We start from the raw sequence: 17,671 nt of genomic DNA, 5'->3' as shown, positions 1-17,671 counted from the left end.
ATACGAACAATTAGATGGCCGATTTGGTCGAATTTGCTGTAATTTCCGAATAATAACGACTTTTTTCATATAAAAACCTTGCATTCGACAAATGACGTGTTTATAATAATAAACATTCATAATGAAATATTATCGCACTCATATAATCGCGGGAATATGGCTCGCAAGTTTCTACCGACTTACCGTAAATAAGTCGACTATGAGGGGATAAATAGATTTGTCGAATGTTGTATATATGTACAAGTCTATGTACTTTCGATCCATCGAAAGGCTTATTCCTCATAGGGAAAGTCTTTCGATTTTTTTATTATTAAGGAATGATGAAAGGGAGATTCTTTAATGGATCTGTTAAAAGAAAAAATTGCGAAAGAAGGCAAAGTGCTTTCAGATACTGTGCTGAAAGTAGATTCTTTTTTGAACCATCAAATTGATTCGCTGTTAATGAAAGAAATTGGAGAAGAATTTGCGAAACGCTTTAATGATGAAGTGATTACAAAGGTCTTAACCATTGAATCCTCTGGTATTGCACCTGCAACGATGTTAGGGTTAGCAATTGGGGCGCAAGTCGTTTTTGCACGCAAAAAGAAATCTTTGACTCTATCCGGTGATTTATATACTTCGCAAGTGTATTCCTTTACAAAAAGAGAAACGAATGAAATATCCGTTTCGAAAGACTTTTTATCTCCAGATGACAATGTCGTTATTATTGATGATTTTTTAGCAAATGGCGAAGCGGTAAAAGGATTATTGGATATTGCAAAACAAGCCGGATGTAAAGTAGTCGGCGTTGGCATCGTGATTGAAAAAGGATTCCAAAATGGCGGAAAAATGCTGAGAGAACAAGGCGTCCGGGTGGAATCTTTAGCCATTATCAAGTCTTTAAAAAACAACACGATTGAATTTGCTGAATAATCAATTGTTGAATGACTTTGAGGAGGAACATCATTTCATGACAAATGGAAAAGCTATAACTCTAGGAATACAGCATTTACTTGCTATGTATGCAGGTGCGATTTTGGTGCCATTGATTATTGGGGGGTCATTAGGTTTTGATGAGCAGCAAATGACATACTTAGTAGCAATTGACATTATGATGTGCGGGATTGCTACATTGCTGCAAGTGATGAGAGGGAAAGTTTTTGGAATTGGATTGCCTGTTGTATTAGGATGTACTTTTACAGCCGTATTCCCGATTATATCAATTGGCCAAAGCAAAGGAATCGGCGCCATTTACGGCTCCATCATTGCTTCAGGGCTGATTGTTATCTTTATATCAAGAGTATTCGGAAAGTTAGTAAAATTTTTCCCTCCTGTCGTAACAGGTTCTGTTGTAACCATTATTGCGATTTCCCTAGTTCCAGTGGCAATGAATAATATGGGCGGCGGACAAGGGGCTGAAGATTTTGCCTCAGCGTCCAACATTGCTTTAGCGATGATAACACTATTCATCATTTTATTGATTTATCGTTTTGCCACAGGTTTTATCCGTTCTATCTCCATATTATTAGGATTAGTATTTGGAACAATTGTAGGTATGTTTATGGGGAAAGTGGATTTTTCACCTGTCAAAGAAGCAGGATGGTTTCATATGGTTCAGCCATTTTATTTTGGCACACCAACCTTTGATTTAGCTTCCATCATTACGATGACCCTTGTTGCGATGGTGTCATTGGTGGAATCTAGTGGCGTATATTTTGCATTAGGGGATATTGAGAAAAAGCAGATTTCGGCAGAAGATTTAGCCCGCGGTTATCGTTCAGAAGGATTGGCATCCATTATCGGAGGAATTTTTAACGCCTTTCCATATACAACCTTCTCCCAAAATGTGGGACTTATCAAAATGACAGGGGTTAAGGAAAGAAAAATCATCGTTATTACGGGCGTTATGTTAGTTGCATTAGGCTTTTTACCAAAAATTGCAGCGCTCACAACCATTATTCCAACATCAGTTTTAGGCGGCGCCATGCTTGCCATGTTTGGAATGGTATTGACGCAAGGAATTACGATGCTGGCTCCTGAAATTTTAAAATCGCCGGAAAATACAATGATTGTTGCAATTTCAGTTGCTCTTGGAGCGGGGGTCGCTTTTGTTCCTAATATTTTCGAAGTATTGCCAGAGAGCCTATCCATTTTAACATCCAATGGAATTGTGTGCGGTTCTTTATCTGCCATCGTGTTAAACATTTTATTTAATATGGTTGGTCCGAAAAAAGTGAAGGCAGTGGCCGCAGCAACGGTAGAAAAATAAAGAAAAAGGGGCTATCCAGAAAGTCGAACACTTTCTGAACAACCTTACTTCTTATAGTAATATTCTTTTAAAAACTTTCCCTGCGGTGGTCACACAAACGCGCCTCCTCGTCGCAATTTATCTGCGGCAAAACTCTAGCGACAGCCGCAAAGGGGGCGTCTTGAAATGACTTTTCAGACGCCTCCCCTTTTTTAGTGCGCCCGGCATGTACATGAACGATAGGGTGTAAGTCCCGAACCCCGAAGACAGAAGTAGAGGTTAGCTCAACGCAAGGGTGTCCGTGGTGACGCGGAATCTGAAGGAAGCTGGAGGCAAAACACCGGTCCGAGGAACACGAACCTCATATAAGGCTAGGTATGATTGAGTGAGTTTGCCAAACAAAACAAAGCTCTTTCTGTCGAAGGTCATATCGAGTAAATGAGGCGGATAGATGGTGTGAAAGTGCATGTACTTACCCGGGGAGGTCTGGCGGATAGGTGAAATACGCTTCATAACCTACTTAGTGATAAGTAGCTGAACCGTCAGAAGTCAGCAGAGGTCATAGTATTAGTTGGTCTAGAACAACTAAGAAGGACCGAACAATTAAGAGAGAATAGCCCTTGGCATTCAGTGAGTCATGATGAACACAGAAAACGTAGTACCTCACTTGAGGAAGGAAGCGGTGAATCCCGTGGGAGACCTCTTGGAGGGTGGAGTGACCACTGGAATAAAGAGAACAGCTATTCACGGAAGGAGAATAACGATGCTTTTGAATCAAATCCTGTCACGGGAGAACATGCTTCAAGCACTAAAACGTGTAGAACAGAATAAAGGAAGCCACGGAGTAGATATGATGCCCGTACAAAACCTACGACAGCACATAGTCGAAAACTGGCTATCTATTAAGGAGGCAATTCTCAAGGGAACTTATGAACCAATGCCAGTCCGCAGAGTCGAAATCCCGAAACCTGACGGCGGTGTTCGTTTACTAGGAATCCCTACCGTAACAGACCGTTTGATTCAACAAGCAATCGCCCAAGTACTTTCAAAAGTGTATGACCCTACATTCTCTGAAAACAGCTACGGATTTCGACCAAACCGAAGTGCCCATGATGCGGTGAGGAAAGCGAAAGAATATATAAGAGATGGACATCGATGGGTTGTAGATATGGACTTGGAGAAATTCTTTGCAACCTTATTCAACTTGGCGTACCACAATGGCAAGCGTATGAATGGGGAAATACTCGGAAGAGTTATTGGCGTATTTCAAATAGTCCAATATTACACAGACCCCTTGGTAACTCCTATTGGAGAAACCAAGGGCTGAAAAGTCTTGAAGCTCGTTATGAAAACTTGCGTCAATGATCTTAATTGAACCGCCGTATACGGAACCGTACGTACGGTGGTGTGAGAGGACGGGAGTTAATCGCTCCCTCCTACTCGATTGGGGTTATGCCCGGGATTTAAGCATTTGGATAAATCATTTTTTTCGGGTCTACATATTGGTCGAATTGTTCTTCTGTTAATAAGCCAAGGGCAAGAGCTGCTTCTTTTAATGTTGTTCCTTCTGCATGGGCTTTTTTCGCAATTTTTGCTGCGTTTTCGTAGCCGATGTAAGGGTTTAATGCAGTCACAAGCATTAAAGAATTTTCTAAGTTGCGTTTTAACACCTCATGATTTGGTTCAATGCCCACTGCACATTTGTCATTAAAGGATTTCATTGCATCTGCAAGGAGACGTGCTGATTGCAAGAAGTTATAAATAATGACTGGTTTAAATACGTTTAGTTCAAAGTTACCTTGGCTGGCTGCAAAGGCGATTGTTGCATCATTTCCTACTACTTGTGTTACCACCATTGTCATGGCTTCAGATTGTGTAGGGTTTACTTTGCCAGGCATAATAGAACTTCCAGGTTCATTGGCAGGGATCGTAATTTCCCCAATACCGCTGCGAGGGCCGCTAGCAAGCCATCTTACATCGTTGGCAATTTTCATTAAATCCACTGCTAATGCTTTTAAGGCACCGTGAGCCGCAACAATTTCATCATGGCTTGTTAAGGCATGGAATTTATTTGGGGAAGAAACGAATTTTTTGCCGGTAAGGTTGCTGATTTCTTCTGCCACCATGTCGCCGAATTTTGGGTGGGCGTTGATGCCTGTACCAACGGCTGTACCACCGATTGCTAAGCTTTTTAAGTACTCTGTATTTTGTTTAATCATTGCTTCAGAGCGCTCAAGCATATAGTGCCAGCCGCTGATTTCTTGTCCAAGTGTTAAAGGCGTTGCATCTTGCAAGTGCGTGCGGCCGATTTTGATAATATCTTTGAAGGCTTCGGACTTTTCTTTTAATGTATTTTTCAATAGTTCTAATCGAGGAAGTAAATAATCTTCCACCATTTCAACAGCGGCGATGTGCAATGCTGTTGGGAATGTGTCGTTGGAGCTTTGGCTCATGTTGACATCATCGTTTGGATGAACTTTTTCAGATGAATCTTGTTCTGCTAATAGTTGGTTTGCGCGGTGGGCGATTACTTCATTCACATTCATATTGGATTGGGTGCCGCTGCCTGTTTGCCAAACAACAAGCGGGAATTGGTCATCCCATTTGCCTTCAAGAATTTCATCTGCAGCAGTAATAATGGCATTCGCTTTTGCTTCTGATAATTTATTTAATTTTTTATTGGCAATTGCTGCGGATTTTTTTAAAATAGCGAAAGCGCGAATAACTTCTTTTGGCATTTTCTCTGTGCCGATTTGGAAGTTTTCTTTGCTGCGTTGTGTTTGTGCCCCCCAAATTTTATCTGCTGGAACACGCACTTCACCTAGCGTATCTCTTTCAATACGGTATTCCATTTTGATACAACTCCTTTATGATGAAGTATTGATAAATGTATTTTAACCTAAAAGATGGATTGATAATAGAAATTTGGCTGCAACACGCCAGTTGCAGCCTAGTTAATGTCTATATATAGGGGGATATAGACATAATTGGAGAAAATAATTAGGAAAATATTTATCCGAGATTATTTTTTGGGGGGTTCAGCTCGGAATTATCTCTTTACGATAATGATAATCATTATCAATTAAAATGTCAACAAGAAAATTTCAATAATTTTATAAACATTACCATTCAGACCTCATGATTTCTTCCGCAATGGTTTGTAAATCGTAAGAAGTGATTGTAAAAAGTTCATATTCGTTTCGTTCCATATATTTCTCCACAAGCCGCTTTAAATATTTTGGAGATCCTTCATGTTCCTCATCATAGACAAGGAGGAGGGCATCGGTATTTTGGATAATGAATTTGTCCTTTTCAACAAATTGCCAAGGAGCTTCATAAGGTCTTTTTGTTACGCTTGTCACGAAATCGGCTTTACTCAGAATATAGGCATATTTTTCCTGCTTTTCTTCATTCCAGTTTTTTTCCATATCCAAAAATGGAGTAATAACGGAGTATTTGAATTGTGGAAATTCTTCTTTTAGCCCAATCACAACTTCGGCAGTCCATGTTTCAACTCCGGGTTGTCCGCTGATAATGACCCATTCCAATCCTTCATGGATTAATCTTCTTAATTCATTTTCTAAAGCTTTTTTAATGATTTGGATACCCGGATGTTTTGCATGAAATATCCCCAGCTCATGGGATTTGTAACCTGATACGTATAGCGATTGAATCATCTTCATCCCTCACTTATGTATTTATACTATAGCTAAATATTGTTTGCTCTTCAAAGAACAGCTCATATAGATGAGGAAGGGCATGAACGTTTGTCAGTGACTGGGGATTTGCGGATGTATCCCCACCTTTTGCTGTATTTTCCAATAGATTACAATTAGCCGATTTGAGGCATTTCCCCACTTTAAAAACAAAAAGAGGTTGGACAAATCTAAAAAAACATCATTTTCTCCTTGGAGAAAATGATGTTTTTTTGATATGTTATTAAAATTGATTTCCGTTCCGGGGACGCTTTCCGCGGGCCCGGCTCGAGCCTCCTCTGATTCATTCCTTCGCTCCTCGTGGTCTCGAGAGGGCTCGTCGCAGGAAAGCTTTGAATTTACTTCCTTGAGCTTGCTCCGCTTTGCGACTAAGCGTGCGCGACAGGAACTCGCCCCGTCACTCCAATCAATTTTTCGTTATATCAATTTTTTATCAAAACTCTTTCAATTGCCCCTTTCATTTTTTGTTTATGTCCCAGCCTCTATTGTAGAGGACTATTAGAATATTTTCCTAATGCCTTCCCGGTTTACTCTAGGACTTCTTTAATCCGTTCCAGTGCCCAATCAATCTGTTCTTTTGTAATGATTAATGGGGGAGCAAAGCGAATTACATATTCATGAGTTTCTTTACATAACAGTCCTTTTTCCATTAATTGTTCACAATATTTCCGGGCTGCTTCTTTCAGTTCCACACCGATAAACAATCCTTTTCCTCGCACTTCTTTAATGACAGGGGAATTGATTTTTTGCAGTTCCCCTTTGAAGTATTCGCCTAGTTCCAGTGAACGTTCTGCTAATTTTTCCTCTTCAATGACATCGAGGCTAGCGATGGACACGGCGCATGCGAGAGGGTTGCCTCCAAAGGTAGAACCATGGGAACCTGGATTTAAAACCCCTAAAATATCGCTGTTAGCCACAACAGCTGAAATAGGGATGACACCTCCGCCAAGCGCTTTTCCGAGAATGTAAACATCCGGCACAACATCTTCCCATTCACAGGCAAACATTTTTCCAGTGCGGCCGAGGCCTGTTTGAATTTCATCCGCAATCAACAATACATTTTGCTCTTTGCAAACTTGCTGAGCCGCTTTTAAAAAACCTTCAGGCGGCACGATAATCCCAGCTTCTCCTTGAATCGGTTCAACAATAAAAGCTGCCGTGTTTGGCGTAATAGCTTGTTTAAGGGCTTCAATATCGCCGTATGGAATTAGTTTGATGCCTGGAATTAATGGTCCGAAACCGCGCTGATATTCCTTCTCTGATGAAAGCGAAACCGGAAGCAATGTACGTCCGTGGAAATTACCAATGCAGCCGATAATTTCAGCTTTATCTTCTTCTACCCCTTTTACATCATAAGCCCATCGACGAGCAACTTTAATGGCTGATTCCACAGCTTCAGCACCGGTATTCATCGGTAACACCATATTTTTCCCTGTAATTTTGCAGAGTTTTTCGTACCATGGACCCAGCTGGTCGTTGTGAAAGGCCCGGGAAGTTAAAGTCACCCGATCTGCTTGCTCTTTTAAAGCTTGAATAATTTTTGGATGACGGTGCCCTTGATTGAGAGCAGAGTAAGCAGAAAGCATATCCATATATTGATTTCCTTCAGGATCCTTCACCCATACGCCTTCCGCTTCACTAATGACAACCGGCAGCGGCTTATAATTGTTGGCACCATACTTATCAGTCATTTCAATGATTTCTTTTGATGTTTTTCCCATATAAATCCCCCTTTATGAGTGTACTGAAGCGCGAGAATGTAAATTCTTTTGTTTTATTAGCTTCTAAATTCATTATATATGATGGATGATATTTAAAAATATTATTTATGATTGAAGATGCGCTGTTCTGCACCCCGCAGCTGGTCTTGAACAAACAAATCGATCATATTAACTAATTCTTCAGGTGATTGTTCTAATTCTCCATTCAGCCAGCTTTCCACAATGGCTCCGAGGGATAAAGTAAAAAAATGGGATAAAAAGGATACATATTCTTTTTGCGCTTGAAGTTTTATACCAAATTCATAAACTACACGATAAATAATATCATGAATATCTGAATAGAAAAATCGTTTAATATGTTCTCTTCCCAATGATTGAAGGGCGCATAAACAAATGTCGCGGTTTTCATCTAAGTAATGGAAAAGCTGCAGCAACCCTTCCTGCCAAACCTTTGCACTCTCATGAACATCAATCAGGACAAGAGCTTCTTGTTGGAAAGTCCATTTCAATAAATCATAAATATCTTCAAAGTGGTAATAAAAGGTTTGTCTATTGAGACCTGCTAATTCTGTAATTTCTCGAATGGAAATTTGTTCAACAGGCTTTTTCTTCATCAATTCTTTTAATGAGCTGGAAAGAAGTTTTTTCGTTTCATGGTTATTTTTCATGGAAGTGTCCATCCTCCGCAAATGAGTATTTAAACAAATAGCGATGTTTTGTCTATGTTCGATTTTGCTATTTCATGCTAGTTTATTATTAGATTTTTAAAAAAATTCTTTTAAGAAAGGAGTTTGATAATTTGAGAGGAAGAGATTGGCTCAATGTTCGCACCGCATCTTTTATTTTTTGGCTCGTTCTTTCCATCATCATGATTATAACGATGCCAAATTTAGATATATTGGTTCGGGAAAAAGGGCAAATCCAAATGCCCAGCTATGTTCAAAGCGCCATCGCTGAGCGGCTGCAGACAGAGATGCAGGCAGACGGCAAGGAAAACTATCAATTTATAGCCGTTTTTCATAGTAAAGAAAAAATGACAGATGAGCAGAAAAATGAAATTGATGAATTGATTCAGGTTTATCGGGAAAAGCAGGATGAACTTGGTATTACTAATATTTTAGCCTATAACGAAAGCGAAGAAACGGAAAAACAATTAGTTTCAAAAGATGGCACGACGATTTTAATGCAAATAGCAGTAGAAAAGGATATGAGAACCGTTGAAGAAGTCGCGCAGCAATTGCGAAAACTGGCTGACACGAAAACGGTGGATACTTATTTTACAGGTACGGATATTGTACTGGATGATTTTGCAAAGTCCTCTCAAGAGGGGATTAAAAAGACGGAAATCATTGCGGTTGTCTTTATTTTAATTGTATTAGTTCTTGTGTTCCGTTCGCCGATTGTTCCTTTAATTTCGCTTATTACTGTTGGGGTTTCCTATATCGTTTCCCTTGGCATCGTCGCTCAGTTGGTAGAACACTTGGATTATCCATTTTCAAACTTTACGCAAGTGTTTATTGTGGTAGTTTTATTTGGTATTGGTACAGATTATAATATTCTTCTTTACAATCGGTTCAAAGAAGAAGTCAGCAAAGGCGGCCATATTTTAAAAGCGATTACGGAAACGTACCACACTGCTGGGAAAACGGTCATCTACAGCGGCATGGCAGTGTTTATCGGGTTTATGGCGTTGTATTTAGCTGACTTTAAATTATACCAAGCCACGTCTGCAGTGGCCATTGGGGTTGCAGTGCTGCTATTAGTACTGATTACGTTAAATCCTTTCTTCATGGCAGTTCTTGGTTATAAAATGTTTTGGCCTGCTCAACAGGTAAAAGGTCATCAAGAGAATAAATTATGGAAGGTTCTATCGAAATTTTCCTTGTATCGACCGCTTTCCGCCCTTGCGATTATTGCGGTTATTTGCATACCTTTTATTATTTCCAATTCCGGCGAGTTAAACTATAACGATTTAGTGGAAATTAATGATAAATATGAATCAAAACAAGCGATTAATGTGATTGAAGAGCATTTCCCAGCAGGTTTTTCAGCACCGACATACTTAATGATTCAATCGGAGGAATCCTTAGCAACCCAAAAAGCTTTGCAAGATTTGGATAAGTTGACGGAGGCTATCTCAAAAGTGAAGGGCGTATCGGAAGTTTATTCTGTTACTCGTCCTGCAGGCGAAAAAATTAAGGAATTATACGTGCAAGACCAAGTGAATACATTAACAGAAGGGCTTGGAAGTGCTGAAGAAGGAGTAACTCAAATACACGAAGGATTATCTGAAGCAGACAAAGAAGTAGGAAAAGTGGATGGCAGCAAATTTGACAGTATACAACAGCTGATTGACGGCACAAAAGAAATGGAACAGGGCGTCGGCCAATTAAATAATGCCTTAAGCCAGTTGTCTCAAGGATTTAAAAATGGGGCAGAAGGGGCGGAAGAAATCAGCAACGGTTTATCCGCTTTAAAGGAAAATATTCAAACACTGCGTCAAGGGGCAACGATTCTCCAAAATAGTTATGGAGAGTTGGAGAATGGATTCAGCTCCTTTAGTGATTTCTTTGCAACCATTTCAAGCGCCGTTGAACAAATGTATAACAGTTATTCGGCCATTGAACAATCGTTGAAAGCGGCGATGGCAAAAAATCCTGAATTGAATGGAGAGGAATTAACGCAAGCTCTTCATATAGCGGAACAAGGAAAAGCGCAGACAGAAGTTTTATTAGGACAGCTAAAGTCCATCACGCCAAAATATAATGAGGTATTGAAATCCTTCCAAGCTGCCAATGCTTCCATGGCGCAAATTACTGGCGGTTTAGAGAAAATGGAACAGGGGGTAGCGCAGCTTCAATCTGGGGCTTCAACTCTTGCTAATGGATTGCAGAGTGGGGCAGAAGGGACTGCTACAATTCTTGATAATACCAACCGATTGCAGTCCGGATTGAAGGCGGTAAATGAAGGGCAGCTGCAATTGCAGCAAGGATTGGCAACATTGCAGGATAAAATGGGCGAACTGCAATCTGGCTTATCACAAAGTACAGAAGGCTTATCGCAAATTAAAGAGGGACTTGTAGAAGCGCAAGATTATTTAACAGAATTGACATCTACATCCGATGAAGTCTTTTATATTCCTCAAGAAGTGCTGGATGGGGAAGAATTTAAAGAAAGTTTAGATATGTATATGTCAGAAGATCGCAAAATAGCGAAAATCAATATTATTTTAGATGTTAATCCGTACTCACAAGAAGCGATGTCCATCATTGAAAAAATCGATGAACAAGTAAAAGGAACGGTAAAAGGTTTAAGCTTTAGTGATGCACAAGTAGCATTGGGAGGAAAATCTGCGCAAAACGTGGATTTGCGAAATGTATCATCCGGTGACTTTGCAAGAACCATTTCTATTATGCTGGCTGGTATTGCCATAGTTCTATTAATCATTACAAAATCTTTCTGGCAAACATTGTTAATCATGGCATCCCTTATTATTGCTTATTTCACAGCTTTAGGAGCATCCGAAATCATCAGTGAATATACAATTAATCAAAGTATGTTCGGTTGGAATGTGCCATTCTTCAGCTTCATTATGATCATCACTCTTGGTGTAGACTATAGCATTTTCCTCATGATGCGATACTTAGAAAATATAGATCAAGGGTATGAAGCCATCATTGATGCGGAAAAGCAAATTGGAGGAGTTGTCATATCTGCTGCCTTAATTTTAGGCGGCACATTTGCGGCGCTGTTGCCATCAGGAATTGTTTCATTAATTCAAATAGCGGTAATTGTAGTAGTTGGTTTAGTCATGTTAAGTTTAGTGATGCTTCCATCATTTATGCCGGCTGTAATGGGGTTAACCCATAAAGCGAAGACAATCGCTACAAGGAAAAAAGAATAATAAAATAAAAGGTGATTCAGTTCAGCCTTTGAATCTGAATCACCTTTTTTATAGGGTTGATGGGTTAGGTTCTTTCCAAAACATTGCAATGGCAATGCAGAAAATTAACATAATCGTTGCGAAATAGAAAGGGAAATTTAGATTGATATCAAACAAAATGCCTCCGATAATAGGTCCAAAAATATTTCCGATGCTTGTAAACATGGAGTTCATGCCGCCGACGAATCCTTGTTCATTTCCAGCAATTTTTGAAAGGTAAGATGTAATCCCGGGGCGAACTAAATCAAATCCAACGAATACGATGCAGCATATCAACAAAATGGACCAATAAGAACTTACAATGGTCATCACGAAAACTAATAGAGCAGAAAAGATTAAGCTTAAACGGACAACCATAATTTCGCCCAATCGTTTCGTAAGCCGATCAAACAACAAGATTTGTGCTATTGCTCCAACCGTTCCGCTGCCTGTAATGATAATGGCAATATCCCGCGGTGTAAATCCGAATTTATGATCGATAAATAAGCTGAACAACGATTCAAAAGAAGTCAAACTAAAAGTCGAAAGAAAAATAATAACGAAAGAAATGAAATACATCGGCATGAAAATTCGTTTCCAGCCGATTTTTTGTCCTTTCTTGCTATCCGGTTGTTCCATGCGTTCCGGTTCTTTCAATAGGAAGATGGAGGCAATGGCTACGATTGCGCCTAAAATGCTTGCCGCAAAAAAGGGCACACGAATTCCAAATTCCGCTAAAAATCCGCCAATCCCCGGTCCTACAATAAATCCGGTGTTAATTGCTGCGGACATATATCCAAGGGCTTTTGGACGCTCGTTTTCTGATGTAATGTCGGCAATGAATGCCGTAATGGCAGGCATGATGCAAGCGCCGCTAACTCCCCCTAAAATTCTTGAAAGAAAAAGCATTTCAAGGCTTTTCCCAATCCCGAATAAAAGCTCTGAAAAACTAAATAAAAAAAGACCGATAATAATCATGATTTTCCGTCCATACTTATCGGTCCATTTTCCTGTGAAAGGGGAAGCAATCAGCTGCGCCAAAGCAAAGGTGGCAACCATGTTCCCTGCGATTGTCCCGCTTATAGATAATTCATTCATCAATGAAGGCAAGACAGGAAGGACTAAACTAATGCCTACAAAAATGATGAATATATTGCTGAGGAGTAATGCCAAAGAGAGTTTTTGTGATTTAGATTTCATAAAAATCTCCTTTAAGAGAAATTGTTTAATTTTTGTAGAATAAAAAAGACGGTATGTCGAAAAGGTCTATTCCTATTTAACCCCTAAGGCAGGGAGTCCGTCAAGAAATAGAAATCTAATAAAAAAAGGATGGTGATAAACCATCCTCAAGAGATAATGGAATATGCGGAAGAAAATTTCATACGGACCACTCGTCGTCCAAAGGATGCATACTTAATGGGAGTGCGATTTCGGAGAGACCTACAACGCGCAATGGAGGAACAACGTTGAATGATATCTACCATCAAGCCAACCTAAAAAAGCATTCCAATCAAGGATACACTTGCCGTCCAAACCATTTCCATTGTGAAGGAATCTAGATTCCGTTTCTATGAAGCCAATACAGGTTCTTTTCTGGAGAGGATTAGAAGGCTGTATTTGCGCATATTCACAATGTAAGAAATGGGTATCCTTGACTATAGATTTATTCAATGTTTACACCCGTGAAACCATCTCATCAATTTATATTAAAATCCATCACCTCCTTTTGTTTATATCCTATTCATTTAATAGTTTTAAACATTGGACAGTTAGCTGAATTTTTTTATAATTTAAAAAAAAGTTGATAGATTTTTATGAGATAAAAGTCTATAATGATAAACCGCATGAAGATGAAGAAGGGCTAAAACTATATAAGAACCACCATCTTCAGGGGAAGGATATAAATAATTATAATATAAAAGGAAAATATACTTTTATGATTCTGGACCAACAATGGATTTATTTTTCTTATAAAAAAGGGGTACTTCACCAATGAAAATTAATCAAGTGATTGTTCGATATTTAAAAATGCCTATGAAACATTCCTTCACGACAAGTTTCGGCACCATTCAAGATAAATCGTTTTTATTATTAGAAATTTTGACAGAAGAAGGCATCGTTGGATTTGGGGAATGTGTTGCTTTTGAGGCGCCATGGTATACAGAAGAAACGGTTAAAACTTGTTGGCATATGTTAGAAGATTTCCTGATTCCGATTCTTTCGCAAAAGGAAATCCATCATCCCAATGATGCGAGCAAATGGTTTTCAGGCATCCGCCGAAACAATATGGCCAAAGCAGCAATTGAAGGAGCCCTTTGGGACATTTATGCACAAAAAATGAATCAACCACTGGCCAAAGTTCTTGGAGGAAATAAAGAAGAAATTGATGTGGGCATTAGCCTTGGCATTCAACCCACGATTGAAAAACAAATTGAAGTAGTAGGGAAATATATTGAAGAAGGATATAAACGAATCAAAGTAAAAATTAAACCAGACTGGGATGTGGAAGTCATCCGTAAACTGCGGGAGGCCTTCCCCAAGGTGCCAATGATGGCCGATGCTAATTCTGCATATACGTTAAAGGATTTAAATATATTAAAACAGTTAGACGAGTTTGACTTAATGATGATTGAACAACCATTAGCCTACGATGATATTGTTGACCATTCCATCCTGCAAAAACAATTGAAAACGCCAATCTGTTTAGATGAAAGCATTCTATCGTTGGAAGATGCGCGGAAAGCAATTGAACTGGAAAGCTGCGGCGTCATCAATATCAAAATTGGACGAGTGGGGGGGATTTCAGAAGCAATCAAAATTCATGACTATTGTGAATCAAAAGGCATACCCGTTTGGTGCGGCGGAATGCTTGAAGCTGGCATAGGACGTGCCCACAATATTGCTTTGACCGCGCTATCCAATTTTGAGATGCCTGGAGATACGGCAGGGTCGAACCATTATTTTGAAGAAGATATTATTCATCCGGAAGTCGTTGTTACAAATGGAACAATTCAAGTGCCGCAAACTGCTGGCATAGGATATGAACCAAATCGAAAAGCGATTGAAAAATACACAGTCTCCTCAAAAACCTATCTTATATGAGTATCTTGATGTTTTGATTTGAGAAATGGGGGAAATGGTGAGGAATAGTTTAAAAATAGGGGGAGCCTTTGTCGGATTAACCGTTGGAGGAGGTTTTGCATCTGGACAAGAGATTATGCACTTTTTCCTCTCCTATGGTTGGCATGGACTTTTCGGGGTCGTCGTTGCAAGCATCCTTTTTGCCTTTTTAGGAACTAATATTGCGACTTTAGGTTATTCTTTAAAAACAACTTCTCATAAAGAAGTGGTGCTTTTTATTGCAGGGCCAACCATTGGCGCTGTCATCGATTGCCTCATTACAGTGTTTGCTTTTTGCATTACTGTTGCGATGTTTGCAGGGGCCGCCAGTGCATTGGAAGTGTTTTTTGGTATAAACGGCATTATTGGTAGGCTTTTGATGATGGGTCTGACCATTGTAACTTTGATGCTCAACGTGGAAAAAATTATGGCTGTACTTGCTTTCGCCGTGCCTTTTTTAATCCTCATTATTGTTGGCATTGCCATGTTCTCAGTTTCGGCAATGGATGGAAATATCACAGAATATGCAAAAGCGGCAGAACTATCAGCCAATGGACATTGGTGGATGGGGGCTATTTTATATGTTTCTTATAATTTGGGGGTCGGTCTACCGATGCTAGCGGTCATGGGCAGCACGGCAAAAAGCAAACAAGAAGCCGGATTGGGCGGTGTTATTGGAGGACTGCTTCTTGGCGGACTAATCTTTTTAGTTTATATCAGTTTGTTTTTAAATTTAAATGTCATTCTAGGAAAACCGATGCCTACATTAATCATTGCCATGAATATCCATCCTATTGCGGGGATGGTGATGGCGGTTGCTTTAATTGCGATGATTTATAGCACATCGGTGGGAGTGCTCTATTCTTTTGTAGTTCGTTTTGTTTCACCAAAGTCTAAAATCTATAAACCCTTTGCCATATTATCTGCCCTCACTGCCTTTTTTGCAAGTTTCATCGGGTTTACGACAATTGTAGGGACGGTATATGCCATAATGGGTTATTTAGGAATTGTTATCATGACGGTTATTTTATGGACATGGTTGAAAAGAAAACGGGATGTTGCCTGATAAGTCTGCCATTTTTGGTATGCTCCAAAGAACCAATTCGTAGCTTTTTACATAACATAAGTAATAGTACTTTTTATAGGAGGAGCATAATGTTTCCATATTGGCAACATCAATGGGCAAACGGCATGGCGTATCCTGCCTCCCAGTCAAATGGTCCCTTTATTGCAGCTTATCAATTGAGCGATGTTACAGGTGATGGAGTAGTGGATGGGATTTTCCTCATTGCAACAAAACTGGATGATAGCCCTTATTTAACCAATATGAGCCTTGTTGTGCAAAACGGACTCACCCATGAAATATCCGTCTATCATTTAAAGGATGCAGCAGGATACAATCCAACCATTTGGACGGGGGATTTAACAGGTGATCGGGTGGATGATATTCTTGTGACTGTTCAATCGGGAGGAAGCGGTGCAATTGTATATGCTTATGTTTTTTCTTTTATAAGCGGCAAGTTAGGGAAAATTTTTGATGGAATAAAGTTTCATGAAGAACGGCAATATAAGGTGAAATACGAAGACCACGCGGAAGTAGCGGTGACAAGTAGAAATCCAAATGTACGCTATTTGTTGAATATTCGTTATAAAGGAAAAGAGTATTTGGATGAAATCTATGATCCAATGGGTAAATTAAAAGAACCAATTGAAGGCTGGGTAGATCCGATTAGCGGCATTTATCCAATTGGTTTAACAGGCAATGGAACATATTCGCTATTGACGATGGAGCAGATTGCCGGCAGATATCATGCAGATAGTTTAGGATATGTGGAGAATGTTTTAAGTTGGAATGGACGTCAGTTTGAATCAGTTAGACAAAATGTTGCCATTGATGGAGCAAGTTTTTAAATCTTTTTTCAATAAATGAGTTAATATAGTTTTAGAATATAGTCAACTGTCAATATGGGCTGTCCAGAAAGTCTTAAGCTTTCAGGACAGCCCAATTTCTAATGGTAAAATTCTTTTAAAAATCTTTGCTCCTGCGGTGGTCGCATTCAACGCGCCTCCTCGTCGCAATTTATCTGCGGAAAAACTCTAGCTAAAGCCGCAAAGGGGGCGTCTAAAGACAATTTGAGACACCTCTTTTTTGATAAACGATGCGGTCTGGAAGTATAGTATATTTTACAATAGTTTTAGCATAGGGATTTCTTGAAAATAATCAAACAGGAAGTGGCGAGATGGAACAATTAAAAAGTTATAAGGAACTATTCCCGTTTTTTGAGGAGATATCCGTAAATGAATTAAACATCCATTATGTGAAGAAGAAGTTTCGCAAGGGTGAAACGATTTTCAATGAGGGAGACAGTTGTGCAGGAGTTCCTTTTGTAGCAAAGGGATGCATACGGGTTTCAAAAATAGGGAAAAACGGGAAGGAAATGAGCGTTTATCGGATACATGCGGGAGAAACGTGTATCTTAACAATAACAAGTATTTTTTCCAATGAACCTTATCCATTAACAGCTATTGTTGAAGAAGATGCTGAAGCCATTATCATTCCCAATGAAGATTTTAAATTATTTATGGATACGAGCCGGAATTTTCAAGAATATATTTATAAAATAATTAGCCATCGTTTTTTAGAAGTAATTCAAGTAATAGATGAAGTAATTTTTCAAAGCATTGATGAAAGATTGATAAAGTTACTTTTAAAATATACAAAAAATGACGGGAATCGGATTGAAATGACCCATAACAAAATTGCTGTGGAAATTGGTACAGCCAGAGAAGTAGTCAGCCGCTTATTAAAAGACATGGAGAAAAAAGGCTGGATTCGATTGGCAAGGGGAAAAATATTTGTTATCAAAAGAGATGAGTTGGAACAGTTTATAAAAGAATAGTAGAAATTTTGTGAAACGGTGATTTTATCACAGATTCATTTCCCTACCTTATTTACAATCAATAA

General features: G+C 39.2%; 12 protein-coding genes, 1 pseudogene and 1 riboswitch. Of the genes and pseudogenes, 8 read left to right on the top strand and 5 right to left on the bottom strand.

Going from position 1 to position 17,671, the window contains the following annotated elements; translation table 11 throughout:
- The first annotated feature begins 118 nt into the window (after positions 1–118).
- Positions 119–220: riboswitch (purine riboswitch) on the top strand.
- 119 nt (positions 221–339) lie between these two features.
- From DKZ56_RS01595 to DKZ56_RS01585, 3 genes and pseudogenes are all read left to right on the top strand, one after another.
- Positions 340–912: a xanthine phosphoribosyltransferase gene (locus DKZ56_RS01595; RefSeq protein ID WP_208650978.1), complete on the top strand. Its 573-nt coding sequence runs from the start codon at positions 340–342 to the stop codon at positions 910–912.
- A 37-nt stretch (positions 913–949) separates the two neighbouring features.
- A complete protein-coding gene (locus DKZ56_RS01590) occupies positions 950–2,248 on the top strand; it encodes a nucleobase:cation symporter-2 family protein (protein WP_208650977.1) in 1,299 nt (432 codons plus the stop codon).
- 742 nt (positions 2,249–2,990) lie between these two features.
- Positions 2,991–3,416 (top strand): annotated as a pseudogene (locus DKZ56_RS01585) (reverse transcriptase domain-containing protein); the annotation flags it as partial.
- A gap of 274 nt (positions 3,417–3,690) precedes the next feature.
- Here DKZ56_RS01585 and fumC read toward each other — a convergent pair.
- The 4 genes from fumC to DKZ56_RS01565 all read right to left on the bottom strand — a co-directional run bounded on the left by fumC (position 3,691) and on the right by DKZ56_RS01565 (position 8,332).
- Positions 3,691–5,079, bottom strand: a complete 1,389-nt coding sequence (gene fumC, locus DKZ56_RS01580; RefSeq protein ID WP_208650976.1) for a class II fumarate hydratase — start codon at positions 5,077–5,079, stop codon at positions 3,691–3,693.
- Positions 5,080–5,349: 270 nt separating this feature from the next.
- Positions 5,350–5,904, bottom strand: coding sequence for an SLOG family protein (locus tag DKZ56_RS01575; protein ID WP_208650975.1), 555 nt, complete (start codon positions 5,902–5,904; stop codon positions 5,350–5,352).
- A 566-nt stretch (positions 5,905–6,470) separates the two neighbouring features.
- Positions 6,471–7,664: an ornithine--oxo-acid transaminase gene (locus tag DKZ56_RS01570; protein WP_208650974.1), complete on the bottom strand. Its 1,194-nt coding sequence runs from the start codon at positions 7,662–7,664 to the stop codon at positions 6,471–6,473.
- Positions 7,665–7,765: 101 nt separating this feature from the next.
- Positions 7,766–8,332: a TetR/AcrR family transcriptional regulator gene (locus DKZ56_RS01565; protein WP_208650973.1), complete on the bottom strand. Its 567-nt coding sequence runs from the start codon at positions 8,330–8,332 to the stop codon at positions 7,766–7,768.
- Between the two features lie 131 nt (positions 8,333–8,463).
- Here DKZ56_RS01565 and DKZ56_RS01560 point away from each other — a divergent pair, with 131 nt between their 5' ends.
- Positions 8,464–11,568 (top strand): MMPL family transporter, encoded by a 3,105-nt coding sequence (locus DKZ56_RS01560; RefSeq protein WP_245989576.1) that lies wholly within the window; start codon positions 8,464–8,466, stop codon positions 11,566–11,568.
- A 48-nt stretch (positions 11,569–11,616) separates the two neighbouring features.
- Here DKZ56_RS01560 and DKZ56_RS01555 read toward each other — a convergent pair whose 3' ends face one another.
- Positions 11,617–12,786: an MFS transporter gene (locus DKZ56_RS01555; RefSeq protein WP_208650972.1), complete on the bottom strand. Its 1,170-nt coding sequence runs from the start codon at positions 12,784–12,786 to the stop codon at positions 11,617–11,619.
- A 792-nt stretch (positions 12,787–13,578) separates the two neighbouring features.
- On the opposite strand from DKZ56_RS01555, the gene menC reads away from it, so the two are divergent.
- The 4 genes from menC (at position 13,579) to DKZ56_RS01535 (ending at position 17,606) form a co-directional block, all read left to right on the top strand.
- The gene (gene menC, locus DKZ56_RS01550) at positions 13,579–14,688 is read left to right on the top strand and encodes an o-succinylbenzoate synthase (protein ID WP_208650971.1); all 1,110 of its coding nucleotides are present in this window, start codon (positions 13,579–13,581) and stop codon (positions 14,686–14,688) included.
- A 37-nt stretch (positions 14,689–14,725) separates the two neighbouring features.
- Positions 14,726–15,772, top strand: a complete 1,047-nt coding sequence (locus DKZ56_RS01545; protein WP_208650970.1) for a YkvI family membrane protein — start codon at positions 14,726–14,728, stop codon at positions 15,770–15,772.
- An 89-nt stretch (positions 15,773–15,861) separates the two neighbouring features.
- On the top strand, positions 15,862–16,617 hold the full coding sequence (locus DKZ56_RS01540) for a YybI family spore inner coat protein (RefSeq protein WP_208650969.1): 756 nt from the start codon (positions 15,862–15,864) through the stop codon (positions 16,615–16,617).
- Positions 16,618–16,946: 329 nt separating this feature from the next.
- Positions 16,947–17,606, top strand: coding sequence for a Crp/Fnr family transcriptional regulator (locus DKZ56_RS01535; RefSeq protein ID WP_208650968.1), 660 nt, complete (start codon positions 16,947–16,949; stop codon positions 17,604–17,606).
- Positions 17,607–17,671: the final 65 nt, after the last annotated feature.

This window comes from Ureibacillus thermophilus, assembly GCF_004331915.1.
Taxonomy (GTDB): domain Bacteria; phylum Bacillota; class Bacilli; order Bacillales_A; family Planococcaceae; genus Ureibacillus; species Ureibacillus thermophilus.
This window is presented reverse-complemented; position numbering and strand designations above follow the sequence as displayed.